Origin of the sequence: Streptomyces sp. NPDC059443 (assembly GCF_042750105.1) — a bacterium.
Taxonomy (GTDB): domain Bacteria; phylum Actinomycetota; class Actinomycetes; order Streptomycetales; family Streptomycetaceae; genus Streptomyces.
Genome location: NZ_JBHYVM010000027.1, coordinates 25,800 through 39,514, shown reverse-complemented (window position 1 = coordinate 39,514; position 13,715 = coordinate 25,800). Strand labels below are relative to the sequence as shown.

11 protein-coding genes are annotated in these 13,715 nt (G+C 72.3%); 1 reads left to right on the top strand and 10 read right to left on the bottom strand.

Going from position 1 to position 13,715, the window contains the following annotated elements; genetic code table 11:
• Window positions 1-130: 130 nt before the first annotated feature.
• The 3 genes from ACFXDJ_RS24445 to ACFXDJ_RS24435 all read right to left on the bottom strand — a co-directional run bounded on the left by ACFXDJ_RS24445 (window position 131) and on the right by ACFXDJ_RS24435 (window position 2,837).
• On the bottom strand, window positions 131-1,792 hold the full coding sequence (locus ACFXDJ_RS24445; RefSeq protein ID WP_384651778.1) for a beta-N-acetylhexosaminidase: 1,662 nt from the start codon (window positions 1,790-1,792) through the stop codon (window positions 131-133).
• A 170-nt stretch (window positions 1,793-1,962) separates the two neighbouring features.
• Window positions 1,963-2,247 carry a DUF3039 domain-containing protein gene (locus tag ACFXDJ_RS24440; protein WP_384651780.1) on the bottom strand — a complete coding sequence of 95 codons (285 nt, stop codon included), beginning with the start codon at window positions 2,245-2,247 and terminating at the stop codon, window positions 1,963-1,965.
• A 29-nt stretch (window positions 2,248-2,276) separates the two neighbouring features.
• Window positions 2,277-2,837 (bottom strand): YqgE/AlgH family protein, encoded by a 561-nt coding sequence (locus ACFXDJ_RS24435; protein WP_384651782.1) that lies wholly within the window; start codon window positions 2,835-2,837, stop codon window positions 2,277-2,279.
• Between the two features lie 286 nt (window positions 2,838-3,123).
• Here ACFXDJ_RS24435 and murA point away from each other — a divergent pair, with 286 nt between their 5' ends.
• Window positions 3,124-4,467, top strand: coding sequence for a UDP-N-acetylglucosamine 1-carboxyvinyltransferase (gene murA / locus ACFXDJ_RS24430; RefSeq protein ID WP_384651784.1), 1,344 nt, complete (start codon window positions 3,124-3,126; stop codon window positions 4,465-4,467).
• A gap of 192 nt (window positions 4,468-4,659) precedes the next feature.
• On the opposite strand, the gene ACFXDJ_RS24425 is transcribed toward murA, so the two are convergent.
• The 7 genes from ACFXDJ_RS24425 to ACFXDJ_RS24395 all read right to left on the bottom strand — a co-directional run bounded on the left by ACFXDJ_RS24425 (window position 4,660) and on the right by ACFXDJ_RS24395 (window position 13,668).
• The gene (locus tag ACFXDJ_RS24425) at window positions 4,660-4,941 is read right to left on the bottom strand and encodes an HU family DNA-binding protein (RefSeq protein WP_030161324.1); all 282 of its coding nucleotides are present in this window, start codon (window positions 4,939-4,941) and stop codon (window positions 4,660-4,662) included.
• Between the two features lie 350 nt (window positions 4,942-5,291).
• On the bottom strand, window positions 5,292-6,716 hold the full coding sequence (locus ACFXDJ_RS24420; RefSeq protein WP_384654077.1) for an NAD-dependent malic enzyme: 1,425 nt from the start codon (window positions 6,714-6,716) through the stop codon (window positions 5,292-5,294).
• A gap of 507 nt (window positions 6,717-7,223) precedes the next feature.
• A complete protein-coding gene (locus ACFXDJ_RS24415; RefSeq protein WP_384654079.1) occupies window positions 7,224-9,542 on the bottom strand; it encodes a HelD family protein in 2,319 nt (772 codons plus the stop codon).
• Between the two features lie 150 nt (window positions 9,543-9,692).
• Window positions 9,693-10,271, bottom strand: coding sequence for a CGNR zinc finger domain-containing protein (locus ACFXDJ_RS24410; RefSeq protein WP_384654107.1), 579 nt, complete (start codon window positions 10,269-10,271; stop codon window positions 9,693-9,695).
• A 109-nt stretch (window positions 10,272-10,380) separates the two neighbouring features.
• Window positions 10,381-10,923: a GNAT family N-acetyltransferase gene (locus tag ACFXDJ_RS24405; protein ID WP_384654081.1), complete on the bottom strand. Its 543-nt coding sequence runs from the start codon at window positions 10,921-10,923 to the stop codon at window positions 10,381-10,383.
• Between the two features lie 54 nt (window positions 10,924-10,977).
• Window positions 10,978-12,129, bottom strand: a complete 1,152-nt coding sequence (locus ACFXDJ_RS24400) for a uroporphyrinogen-III synthase (RefSeq protein ID WP_384654083.1) — start codon at window positions 12,127-12,129, stop codon at window positions 10,978-10,980.
• A gap of 159 nt (window positions 12,130-12,288) precedes the next feature.
• Window positions 12,289-13,668, bottom strand: a complete 1,380-nt coding sequence (locus ACFXDJ_RS24395) for a nitrate/nitrite transporter (protein WP_384654085.1) — start codon at window positions 13,666-13,668, stop codon at window positions 12,289-12,291.
• Between the last annotated feature and the right edge of the window lie 47 nt (window positions 13,669-13,715).

Below are 13,715 nucleotides of genomic sequence, written 5' to 3'. Positions count from 1 at the left end.
CGTACGGTACGTGCTCACCGCCGGGACGTGGCAACTCTGGCACATCTTCCGAAGCACCGGACGCGAGGGTCGGCCCCCGCCCGGCCACCGCCCGGCCCCGCCGCACCGCCTCATCCGCACGGGGGGCTCGTCACACGTTCGGGGGCGCTCCCTCGATCGGGCGTCCGAGCACCCCGGGCCTGCGCTGCCGGGGCAACGGGCCGCCGGGCGCCCGGTAGTCGACCCCGAGCACGTCCAGGCGCCGGTAGTGCGCGGCCATCCGCGCCTCGAAGCCCCCGTAGTCCCGCCGCGCCGGTTCGGGCAGCCGTGACCACACCACTTCGGCGAAGGCCGCGAGGCGCGGGAACACCTGGTAGTCGACCCGGCTCTGGTTCTCCATCACCTCGGTCCACACATTGGCCTGGGCACCCAGCACGTGGGCCGCGGCCTCCTCGGACAGCTTCGGCGGTACCGGCTCGAACCGGTACACATCCTCCAATGTCCGCACGTACCCGATCGGCATCGGCTCGTCCTCGCCGCCCGCCTGACGGTGGTCCAGGTACACCTGCTGCTCGGGGCACATCACCACGTCGTGGCCGGCCTCCGCGGCGGCGATCCCGCCCGCGTACCCGCGCCAGGAGGACACCGCCGCCCCGGGGGCCAGCCCGCCCTCCAGGATCTCGTCCCACCCGATGAGCCGGCGGCCGCGCTCCGCGAGCCAGCCGTCGAAGTGCCGGACGAACCAGGACTGGAGCCCGTCCTCCCCGTCCACCCCCAGCTCGCGGATCCGCTCCTGGGCGGCCGCGGAGGCCTTCCACTGCGCCTTGGGGCATTCGTCGCCGCCCACGTGCACGAAGGGCGAGAACTCCGCCGGGAACAGCTCCAGCAGCTCCTCGAAGACCCCCTCGTAGAACCGCAGGACGGCCTCGGTGGGCGCGAGCACGTTCTCGGTGATCCCCCAGTCGTCCCACACCTCCAGCGCGGCGGTGTCCACCACGTCGGTGTTCCCCAGCTCCGGGTACGCGGCGATCGCGGCCTGCGAGTGCCCGGGCACGTCGATCTCGGGGACCACCCTCACGTGCCGCTCGGCGGCGTAGGCGACGATCTCGCGGATGTCGTCCTGGGTGTAGAAGCCGCCGTGCGGGGTCTCGTTCCACAGCGGTGAGGCCCGGTGCCCCCACCGGCTGCGCGCCCGCCACGCGCCGACCCCGGTGAGCCGGGGGTAGCGCTTGATCTCCACCCGCCAGCCCTGGTCGTCCGTCAGGTGCAGGTGCAGCACGTTGAGCTTGTGGGCGGCGAGCAGGTCGATGTAGCGCAGCACCCCGTCCTTGGGCATGAAGTGCCGCGCGACGTCGATCATCATCCCGCGCCAGCCGAAGCGGGGGCCGTCGAGGACGTCCCCGTACGGCAGCCGCCACACCGCCCCCGGCAGCGGGGCCCGCCGGTAGGCGTCGGGCCCGAGCAGCTGACGCAGCGTCTGCGCCGCGTAGAAGAGGCCCGCCGGGTCGGCTCCTTCGAGGAGTACGAAGCCGGGCGCAACGTGGAGCTCGTACGACTCGGGGCCCATGGTCCGCGCGATCTCCGGGCGCAGCACGAGCCGGATCACCGTGCGGTCGCCGTACGAGTCCCCCGGGACCGGGACCGGGGCCGTGGCCGGGAGGGCCCAGCCGGTGGCCGCGCCGAGCTCGCGGCGCAGCCAGCGGGCCACGCCCTCGGTGCCTGCTCCGGCGGCGAGCAGCGGATCGGCGAGCTCCAGCACCCCGCCATCGGGGGCGAACCGCGCGTACCGGGGCTCCGGAATCAACTCGGGCATGGCTTCGACCCCTCCACCGTTGCAGCATGCGCAACGCACGTTTCACAGGACGCACAGGATGCTTACGCGGCGACCCTAACGCGCCCTCCGGGCAAGGCAAAGGCCCCCGGGCGCGCCACAGCGCATCCGGGGGCCTTGGTCCTGCGAAGAGGAGCCGCAGAGGGGCCGGACTACTTGTCCTTGCCGCCCTTGTCCTTGTCCCCGCCGGGGCCCATGGACTCGTAGATCTCCTTGCACATGGGACAGACCGGGTACTTCTTCGGGTCCCGGCCCGGTACCCAGACCTTGCCGCAGAGCGCGACGACGGGGGTGCCCCCGAGCGCGCTCTCCATGATCTTGTCCTTCTGGACGTAGTGGGCGAAGCGCTCGTGGTCTCCGTCACCGTGGGAAACCACCGGCGTCGGCTCTACGAGGGTCCCCGTACCAGTCCCGCGATCGGGCTCAAGAGTGCTCATGAAAGCCAGGGTACCGATCCCGGGCGGGGTCAGTTCAGCGACGGGTCGTCCGGATAGGTGGCCACCATCGCGAGCTCGCTGCGCTGGCGCCGCAGCACCGCCCGCCACAGCCGTTCCGGATCCGGGAAGGAGACGTCGCCCGGCTCGGAGTCCACGACGTACCAGGCCCCGTCGCCCAGTTCCGCTTCCAGCTGCCCCGGGCCCCAGCCCGAGTATCCGGCGAAGATGCGCAGCCCTCCCAGCGCCGCGGCCAGCAGCTCCGGCGGAGCCTCCAGGTCCACCAGGCCGATCGCCCCGTGCACCCGGCGCCACCCGAGCGGCCCCTCCTCCCCCGGGATGACCGCGACCCCGAGCGCGGAGTCCAGCGCCACCGGGCCGCCCTGGAAGACCACTCCGGGGGCGCCGGCCAGCGGGGCCCAGGGCAGCAGGACGTCGCCGACACCCACCGGGGTGGGCCGGTTGAGGACGACGCCGAGCGAGCCCTGCTCGTCGTGGTCGAGCAGCAGCACGACCGCTCGGTCGAAATTCGGGTCCGCGAGGGCGGGGGTGGCCACGAGCAACCGCCCTGTGAGGGAGGACACCTCGGTCATGCCGACATGATCTCGCACATTCGCCCGCGAGGGGGAGTGGACGGCGCGTTCGAAGCGTACGCAGCTCAGGGCGCACAGCAGCAGCGGAGAGGGCGCACGAACGGCCCCGAGAGGCCCCCCGACGGAAGCCGGACGGAAGGAGACGCTCCGCCACCTGGCGGGCACCCAGGGTGTTGTGGCTAATTCATGACAGTCCTACGGCCCCGTCAGCCTTACGAACAGGGGGGTCCTGCCCCTTACCCTTTATCACTGGCCCCCCGCCCACCCCTCCCGGAACGCGAGATTCATGACCGGCATCAGCGACGATGTACTGCTTGTTCACGGTGGAACCCCGCTTGAGGGTGAGATCCGTGTCCGCGGCGCGAAGAACCTCGTACCGAAGGCGATGGTGGCGGCCCTGCTGGGCAGCGAACCCAGCCGGCTCCGCAACGTTCCGGACATCCGTGACGTCCGGGTCGTGCGCGGGCTGCTCCAGCTGCACGGCGTGACCGTGCGCCCCGGCGACGAGCCCGGTGAGCTGGTGCTCGACCCGACGTACGTCGAGAGCGCCAACGTCGCCGACATCGACGCCCACGCGGGTTCCTCGCGCATCCCGATCCTGTTCTGCGGCCCGCTGCTGCACCGCCTCGGCCACGCCTTCATCCCGGGCCTCGGCGGCTGCGACATCGGCGGCCGGCCGATCGACTTCCACTTCGACGTGCTGCGCCAGTTCGGCGCGACCATCGAGAAGCGCGAGGGCGGCCAGTACCTGGAAGCCCCGCAGCGGCTGCGCGGCTGCAAGATCCGCCTGCCCTACCCCTCGGTCGGCTCGACCGAGCAGGTGCTGCTGACGGCCGTCCTGGCCGAGGGCGTCACCGAGCTCTCCAACGCCGCCGTGGAGCCGGAGATCGAGGACCTCATCTGCGTGCTGCAGAAGATGGGCGCGATCATCTCCGTCGACACCGACCGGACCATCCGGATCACCGGCGTCGACCGCCTGAGCGGCTACAACCACAAGGCGCTCCCGGACCGGCTGGAGGCCGCCTCCTGGGCGTCCGCCGCACTGGCCACCGGCGGCAACATCTACGTGCGCGGCGCGCAGCAGCGCTCGATGATGACCTTCCTGAACACCTTCCGCCGGGTCGGCGGGGCGTTCGAGATCGACGACGACGGCATCCGCTTCTGGCACCCGGGCGGCCCGCTCAAGGCCATCGCGCTGGAGACCGACGTCCACCCCGGCTTCCAGACCGACTGGCAGCAGCCGCTGGTCGTGGCCCTGACCCAGGCCACCGGCCTCTCGATCGTCCACGAGACGGTCTACGAGTCCCGCCTGGGCTTCACCTCGGCGCTCAACCAGATGGGCGCGCACATCCAGCTCTACCGGGAGTGCCTGGGCGGCAGCGCCTGCCGCTTCGGCCAGCGCAACTTCCTGCACTCGGCGGTCGTCTCGGGGCCCACCAAGCTCCAGGGCGCCGACCTGGTCATCCCCGACCTGCGCGGCGGGTTCTCGTACCTGATCGCGGCGCTGGCGGCCGAGGGCACCTCGCGGGTGCACGGCATCGACCTGATCAACCGCGGCTACGAGAACTTCATGGAGAAGCTCGTGGAACTGGGCGCCAAGGTCGAGCTGCCGGGCGGCGACCTCGTCTAGATCAACACAGACCGTCCCAGAACGCCCCCAGAGGCCCCGTACAGGGCCTGTGGGGGCGTTCTGGCGTTCCGGGACGCCGGACCCGCGCCGGGACGGCAGAGAGGCGGCCACCCGGTGCCGGGTGGCCGCCTCTCGCGTACTACGTACTACTGCCGTCCCAAGGGCCTGTACTGCCCTCGGCACAAGGGCGGACTACTTGCCCTTGGCGGCTTCCTTGAGCTTGGAGCCCGCGGAGACCTTCACGCTGAAGCCGGCCGGGATCTGGATGGGGTCGCCGGTCTGCGGGTTGCGCGCGGTGCGAGCGGCACGGTGGGTGCGCTCGAAGGTCAGGAAGCCGGGGATGGTGACCTTCTCGTCGCCCTTGGCGACAATCTCGCCGACGGTCTCGGCGAGCGCGGCCAGAACGGCGTCGGCGTCCTTGCGGGTCACCTCGGCGCGCTCGGACAGAGCGGCCACCAGCTCACTGCGGTTCATGTTGTACTCCCGTGTTCAACGTGCCTTAGAGGCGTGAGATCGAAGCCGATGCTGCCAGGGCCCTAGGACAGTCCCCGGACCCGGGTCTGACGTCAGACCCTCTCGCCCGGTTACGCATCCTGCCCCCACCAGCGGCGGGAAAGCCAATCCGGCACCCGCCGGGGTCACACGAAAAGCGCCACAGTCACGCCGCGGTGACGCTCCGTCCGCACCGGAAGGCGTCCGGACGGTGCGTCCGGATGGCATCCGGATGTCGTCCGGAGACGCGGACCGCGGACCGCGGGCCACGCGGGCATCCCCGCAACCCTAGAGGCGGCCCGGCGGGCCCGCATCCCGCGACGCGCCGGGGATCAGGCCTGGGTGGGGGCCGTCACGGCGGCCGAGGCGGCCTTGCGGACGGCTCCGGCGACCGCGCCCGCGACCTTGTCGTTGAAGACCGACGGGATGATGTAGTTCGCGTTGAGCTCGTCCTCGCCGACCACGTCGGCCAGGGCGCTCGCGGCGGCCAGCATCATCTCGGTGTTCACCGTGCGCGACTGGGCGTCGAGCAGGCCGCGGAAGACGCCCGGGAAGACCAGCACGTTGTTGATCTGGTTCGGGAAGTCGGAGCGGCCGGTGGCCACGACGGCGGCGGTCTGGCGGGCGACCGCCGGGTCCACCTCGGGGTCCGGGTTCGCGAGCGCGAACACGATCGCACCCTCGGCCATGGCGGCCACGTCCTCGCCGGACAGGACGTTCGGGGCCGAGACGCCGATGAACACGTCGGCGCCGACCACGGCCTCCTTCAGGGTGCCCGTGTAGCCCTCGGGGTTGGTGTTGTCGGCGATCCAGCGCAGCGGCGAGTCCGCGGCGGCGTCGACGAGGTCGGGGCGGTCCGCGTGCACGACACCGTGGATGTCGGCGCTGACGGCGTTCTTGACGCCCGCCGCGAGGAGCAGCTTGAGGATGGCGGTACCGGCCGCGCCGGCGCCCGACATGACCACCTTGACGTCGCCAACTGCCTTGCCCACCACACGCAGCGCGTTGGTGAGGGCCGCGAGGACCACGATGGCGGTGCCGTGCTGGTCGTCGTGGAAGACGGGGATGTCGAGGGCCTCGCGCAGCCGGGCCTCGATCTCGAAGCAGCGCGGCGCGGAGATGTCCTCCAGGTTGATGCCGGCGAAGCCCGGGGCGATCGCCTTGACGATCGCGACGATCTCGTCGGAATCCTGGGTGTCCAGGCAGATCGGCCACGCGTCGATGCCGGCGAAGCGCTTGAAGAGGGCCGCCTTGCCCTCCATGACGGGCAGCGCGGCCATCGGGCCGATGTTGCCGAGGCCCAGCACGGCGCTGCCGTCCGTCACGACTGCGACGGAGTTGCGCTTGATGGTCAGACGGCGGGCGTCCTCGGGGTTCTCGGCGATCGCCATGCACACGCGGGCCACGCCCGGGGTGTAGATCATCGAGAGGTCGTCGCGGTTGCGGATGGGGTGCTTGGAGGCCATCTCGATCTTGCCGCCGAGGTGCATCAGGAAGGTGCGGTCGGAGACCTTCCCGAGCGTGACCCCGTCGATCCCCCGCAGCTTGCCGACGATCTCGTCCGCGTGCGCCGTGGAGGTGGCGGCGATGGTGACGTCGATGCGGAGCTTTTCGTGGCCGGAGGCCGTCACATCGAGGCCGGTGACCGAGCCACCGGAGGACTCCACGGCGGTGGTGAGCTGGGAGACCGCGGTTCCGCTCGCGGGCACTTCCAGGCGGACCGTCATCGAGTACGAGACGCTGGGCGCCGTTGCCATGGCCGTGTTCCTCTTCTGTCCCTGGTTTTTCTGTACACGCAGGGTCCTGCGCTGTACCGGCCGAGAACATGGCAGGTGCGGCAGGACCTGTTGTCCGATCGTCCCACCTACCAGCCGGTACAAGGTAACCAGCTACAAATTTCGGAAAGACTCTTCCACCATACGAGATTTTCGGGGCCGCCGGAATAGGTGGCCCATACAAAAAAGGTCCGCGCCCCCCACTGAGCGGAGGGCGCGGACCTGGTACTTCATACGTTTACGACACCGACCCGCCATGCTCGCCTCGCGGCAAGTGGTCGCTCTAGGCGACGAAGGTTGGGCCCGGGGGCTTGGATCGAGTCGGTGCCGTAACCCAGGCTAACAAAGGTTCGCCGGAAGCGATCCCCCTACCGGCAGAAGCTTGTGCCGACCACGCGAGTGGCCGCCGACCAACCAGCCGTACGAGGCCCTGAGCGGCCCGGAGGACAACCGGTGAACAGCCACCCGGCCCCGGACCGCCCGCCCCCGCTACGGCTGGAGCAGCGCCGCGACGCCCTGCGCGTCCGGGGTGTCCCGGGCCGTGGAGACCACCGTCAGCTGCTGCGTCGCACGGGTCAGGGCCACGTAGAGCACCCGCAGGCCCGCCGGGGACTCGTCCGCGATCTCCGCCGGGGAGACGACCACCGTGGCGTCGTACTCCAGGCCCTTCGCCTCCAGGCTGCCCAGCGCGACCGCCCGCTCCCCCAGATCCGCCAGCCAGTCCGCGGCCTCCGCCCGCCGGTCCATGGCCACGACCACGCCGACCGTGCCGTCGACCTGCTCCAGCAGCCGCCGGGTCTCCTCCCGGACGGTGTCCCGCAGATCCTCCGTCACCGCCGTGAACCGCGGCTGGAGGCCCGTGGAGCGCACCGCCGTCGGCGGCTCCATGCCCGGCGCGGCCAGCTTCAGCACCCGCGAGGCGACCTCCGCGACCTCGGCCGGGTTGCGGTAGTTCACCGTCAGGGTGAACCGCCGCCGCGGCCGCGAGCCCAGCGCCTCGTCACGCGCGGCCGCCGCCTCCTCCGGGTCCGTCCACGAGGACTGCGCCGGGTCCCCGACCACCGTCCAGGTGCCCATCCGGCCGCGCCGGCCCACCATCCGCCACTGCATCGGCGTCAGGTCCTGGGCCTCGTCGACGATGACGTGCGCGTACTCGGTGCGCTCCGCCGCGATCCGCTCGGCCCGCTCCCACTGGGTCTCCTCGCGGGTCGGCATCAGCTCCTCCAGCCCGCTGAGCTGGTCGAGAGGGTCCATCTGCCGCTTCTTCTTGGGCCGCGCGGGCGCGCCGATCAGCTGGAGCAGCTCGTCCAGCAGCGCCACGTCGTGCACCGACAGCGGGCCCTTGCCGTCCGGGCCCACCCGGCGCAGGGAACGCGCCATCTGGCGGGTCTCGCGCGGGTTCAGGTCCCGGCGCGACCAGCGGGCCAGACGCCGCTCGTCGGCCATGGAGGCCAGCACCGCGCGCGGGGTCAGCTCGGGCCACCAGGCGTTCAGGAACTCGATGAACGCGTCCTCCGTCGAGATGTCCTCGTCGAAGGCGGACCGCAGCTCGGCGGCGAGCTCCGGGTCGCTGTGCCGGCCGGCCCCGCCGGACTTCGAGTACAGCGCGTCCAGGAGCAGCTTGCGGGCGCGCGGGCGCAGCAGGTTCACCGGGGCGGTGCCAGACAGGACGTTCTGCCGGATCCGGTCGAGATCGGCGGCCTCCAGCTCCTGGCGGCGCCCGAAGGCCACCACCCGCAGCCGGTCCGGAGCGGTGCCGCCGGGACCGCCGAGCTCCAGGGCGCCCCGTACCGCCTTGCGCAGCACCTTCAGCATCCGGGACGAGCCCTTGATCCGGGCCACGGCCGGATCGTCGTACGTGGTCGCCTCGGCCCCGTCGACGAGCGAGCCGAGCGCGCGGATGGCGACCTGGCCCTCTTCGCCGAGGGAGGGCAGGACGCCCTCGGTGTACGCGACGAGCAGCGGGGTCGGGGAGACGATGAGGATGCCGCCGGAGTAGCGCCGCCGGTCCTGGTAGAGCAGGTAGGCGGCGCGGTGCAGGGCGACGGCGGTCTTGCCGGTGCCCGGTCCGCCCGCGACCTCGGCGACCGAGGCGGCGGGCGCCCGGATGACGAGGTCCTGCTCGGCCTGGATGGAGGAGACGATGTCCCGCATCGAGTGCGTGCGGGCCCGCCCGAGGGCGGCCATCAGGGCGCCGTCGCCGATGGCGGGCAGCTCGCTGCCGTCGAGGAAGGCCGTCACCTCGGGACGCATCAGGTCGTCCTCGACGCCGAGCACCTTGCGCCCCTTGGAACGGATCACGCGCCGGCGTACGACGCGGCCCGGCTCCTTGGGCGTGGAGCGGTAGAACGGCGCGGCCGCGGGGGCCCGCCAGTCGATGACGAGCGGCGCGTAGTCGGAGTCGAGGACCCCGATGCGGCCGATGTGGAGCGTCTCGGCGATATCCGCCGTGAGATCGGCACGGATCGCGTCGTCGGCGGGGTCGACGGAGGTGAACGCGCCGTCCGGGCCGCGCTCCCCGTCCTTGCCGAGGACCAGGTCGATCCGGCCGAACAGGAAGTCCTCGAACTCGTTGTTGAGACGGTTGAGGTGGATCCCGGCGCGGAAGACCTGTGCGTCCCGCTCGGCGAGGGCGCCGGGCGTGCCGACCTGGCCACGCTTGGCGGCGTCGTTCATCAGGAACTCCGCCTCGTGGATCTTCTCCTCAAGGCGTCGGTACACGTGATCGAGATGCGTCTGCTCGACCGCGATCTCCCGATCGCGGACGGAATCCGCCGTGCTGTCGACAGCGGCATTCTGCGCGGCCACCAAGGCCCCTTTCGGTCGTGCATGGGCGACCGTCAACCGTACGCGAAGGGGCCCCCGCGCGCACGCCCGTTCCGGGACGGCTCGCGGATCAAGACGAAGATCACGTCCGGCGGGGCCCGGCGGGCCGCTCCGGGCGGCTCCCGCCGGGGGTCATCCTGGCCGGGCTTCGAGCACGCGGCGCCGGTGGCGGGCCACGCGCTCGCGGTTGCCGCACAGCTCGCTGGAGCACCAGCGGCGCCGGTGTCCGCGGGAGGTGTCGAGGTAGACCCGGGCGCACCCGTCCCCCTCGCAGGCCCGCAGCAGCGCCCGGTCCCCGGGGTCGGTGAGCAGTTCCACGGCGTCCCGGGCCACGGCGGCGAGCAGTCCGGCGCATTCGACCCCGCCGCACAACTCCCGGACGAGGTGCCCTTCTTGGTCCTGTACGGCACACAGTCCCGGGGGTGGACCGGCGGCCGCCGCGTTGACCCGGGCCAGCGCGGCCCCGGGCGGCGGCGCCCCGGCCAGCTCGGCCCGTACGAGGCCTTCGACGTCTGCGCGCAGCACCCGGAAGGCCTGTACCCAGTCGGCTCCCACCCGGGCGAGCGGGGTCCGGTCGGGCACCAGCCCGGCTCCGGCGAGCCACAGCCGCAGCTCGTCCCCGTCCCGGATCCCCTCCGCACCCCCGCCGTCCCGGCGGGAGCCGGAGGTGGCCACCAGGTCCAGGCAGATCCGCCCGGAGTCGAACCACATACCCGTCACCGCCTCACTCTTGGGGCGTGCCCCCAGAGTGCCCGTCCCCCGGCCGGGGGGCTAGAGCCGCGTCAGGCATCGTTCGCCCGTCAGCGCGGTACCAGCGGTACTAGACGGCGGGCGGGTCGTCGTGCAGCAGTCGCTGGAAGAGGCAGTGGTCCTGCCACTCCCCGCCGACGTGCAGGTAGCCCCGCGCGAGCCCGTACTGTTCGAAGCCCGCCTTCGCCAGCACCCGCTGCGAGGCCAGGTTGCCGACCCGGGTCCCGGCCTCGATCCGGTGCAGCCCGACCTCTTCGCGGGCGATCCGGCAGACCTCCTCCAGCGCGGCGGTGGCCACGCCCCTGCCCGCCCAGGCCTGGTCCACCCAGTAGCCGACGCCGCCGCTGCACAGCGGCCCGAGCGCGATGGAGCCGAGGTTGATCGCCCCGATCAGCACCCCGCCCCCGATCAGCACGTAGGGCCGCAACCGTCCGCCGTCGCGGTCCGCGAGCAGATCCTCGATCCGCGCCGACTGCCCGGCCTCGGTGTAGAACCACTCGGACCGATCGGGCTCGTAGGGCGCCATGTACGCCCGGTTCCGGTCCAGCACCTCGGCGAGCCCGGCGGCGTCCGCCGGCCGGAGCTCGCGCATCTCCACCCCGTCAGTGATCATCCGGGCACGCTAACGGACCCGGCGGAGCCCTGCCACCCCCCGGTGGGCCGCCGGTCAGTCCGCGCAGGCGCCCGCGTCCAGCGACAGCCGGTAGCCCCGCTTGACGACCGTCTGGATCAGGTTCGGCGCGCCCAGGGCCACGCGCAGGCGGGCCATCGCCGTTTCCACCGCGTGTTCGTCGCGGCCCGCGCCCGGGAGGGTGCGCAGGAGTTCGGAGCGGGCCACCACCCAGCCCGGGCGGCGGGCCAGGGCCCGCAGCAGGGCCATGCCGGCCGGTGGGACCGGGCGGAGCTCGGAGTCCAGGAGGACCGCCTGGCCGCGCAGTTCCAGCCGGTGGCCGGCGACCGGCAGTACCCGCGCCCGGCCCGGGAGTTCCTGGCACAGGAGCTGTACGAGGGGGCCGAGCCGGAACCTCTCGGGCTGGACCGTGACCACCCCTTCCGCCTGCAACGGCAGGGCCGTCACCGGGCCCACGCACGCCGACAGCACCGACCCGCCGGTCAGCGCCGCGAGCACGGGTTCCCGTACGCCCCGCTCCCCGGCCCGCGCCAGCATCGAGGCGGCCGCCGGCGCCGAGGTGAAGCTGATCGCGTCGACCCCGCCCGCGGCCACCGCGTCGAGCAGCCGGTCCAGCGGGCCGAGGTCCTCGGGCGGCATCCAGCGGTACACCGGTACGCCGACCACCTCGGCCCCGCCCGCCCGCAGCGCCTCGATGAACCCGGGCAGCGGCTCCCCGTGCAGCTGGAGGGCGATGCGCCGGCCGGCCACCCCGGCCGACAGCAGCCGGTCGAGGACCTCGGCGAGCGATTCCGACCCCGGGGACCAGGTCTCCACGAGCCCGGCGGCCCGGATCGCGCCCTTGACCTTCGGCCCGCGCGCCAGCAGCTCGGTCTCCCGCAGCCGCCCGAGCAGTTCCTCGCCGAGCCCCCACCCGTCGGCGGCCTCGATCCACCCCCGGAAGCCGATGGCGGTGGTGGCCACGACCACGTCGGGTGCGCAGCCGATCAGTTCCTTGGTCGCGGACAGCAGTTCGGTGTCGTCGGCGAGCGGCACGATCCGCAGGGCGGGCGCGTGCAGCACCGTGGCCCCGCGGCGGCGCAGCAGGGCGATGAGGTCGTCGGCCCGGCGGGCGGCGGTGACCCCGATGGTGAAGCCCGCGAGCGGCCCGGCGGCCGGGACCGGCCCGGTGGGGGTGTCGTCGTACATGGTGACCTGCCTCGCGCAGTGGTCGGTTCCGGCATCCGGGCCGGCGCCGGGCCCGGTCCGGGGCCCGGTGTCGCGTTCGCGTGAACCGAGCCTGCCCTGGGGGCGTATCAGGCTCGGTTCACGCGTATTTCGGTGCCGTTAACCAGGATGTGTCGGCCATTACACCGAGGTGAGCTGCGGCTTCGCCTCCGCACCCGGGGCGGGGATCATGACCCGGGCGGGCCGGCGAAGGTATACCGCCCAGGTGACGGCGCAGCACACCGCGTAGAAGCCGAGGAAGGTCACGAAGGCCGCCGTGCCCGAGCCGGATCCGAGGAACGCGGCCCGGAAGACCAGGTTGATGCCGAGCCCGCCCAGGGCGCCGACCGCGCCGATGAGTCCCATGGACGCACCGGACAGCCGCCGCCCGTACGCGGCCGCGTCCTCGCCGCTCATGCCGCGCACCAGCGCCTTCACCTGGAAGATGCCGGGGATCATCTTGTACGTGGAGCCGTTGCCGAGCCCGCTGAGGACGAACAGCGCCACGAAGCCGACGAGGAACACCGGCAGGGACTCCCGTACGGAGGCCAGGATCACCACTCCGGTGGCCGCCGCCATCCCCACGAACGTCCCAAGGGTGATCCGCGCCCCGCCGAACCGGTCGGCGAGGGCCCCGCCGACGGGCCGGATCAGCGAGCCGAGCAGCGGCCCGATGAAGGTGAGCGAGGCCGCCTGGAGCGGGGTGCGGCCGAACTGCGTCTGGAGGACCAGTCCGAAGGCGAAGCTGTAGCCGATGAAGGACCCGAAGGTGCCGACGTAGAGGAAGGCCATGATCCAGGTGTGGGGTTCGCGGACCGCCTCCAGTACGGCGCCCGTGTCGTTGCGCACGGGTGCCAGGTTGTCCATCCGCAGCGCGGCGAGCGCGGCCGCGATCACGATGAGCGGGATGTAGGCGCCGAGCAGCAGCCTGGGGTGGCCGGCCCCGGCCGTGCCGATGACCAGCAGCGCGACGAGCTGGACCACGGGGACGCCGATGTTGCCGCCGCCCGCGTTGAGGCCGAGCGCCCAGCCCTTCTTGCGCAGCGGGAAGAAGGCGTTGATGTTCGTCATCGACGAGGCGAAGTTGCCGCCGCCGACCCCGGTCAGCGCGGCCACCAGCAGGAACGTGCCGTACGAGGTCCCGGGCTCCATCACCACCCACGCGGCCACGGTGGGCGCGAGCAGCAGCAGCGCGCTGACCACCGTCCAGTTGCGGCCGCCGAAGCGGGCCACGGCGAAGGTGTAGGGGATGCGGACCAGGGCGCCGACGCAGGTGGCGGTGGCGATGAGGAAGAACTTCCCGGCGGGGTCGATCCCGTACTTGGGGCCCATGAAGAGGACCATCACCGACCACAGGGACCAGATCGAGAACCCGATGTGCTCGGAGAGCACGGAGTAGACCAGATTGCGCCGGGCGGTCTTCTCCCCCGTCTCCCTCCAGAAGGTCTCGTCCTCGGGGTCCCACCGCTCGATCCAGCGGCTCCCCTTGCGCGGTGCGGTCGTAGCGGTCGTACTGGTCATCACACGCCTCCACAGCTGCTGCGATCACGTCGCATCTCGTCCGTGGT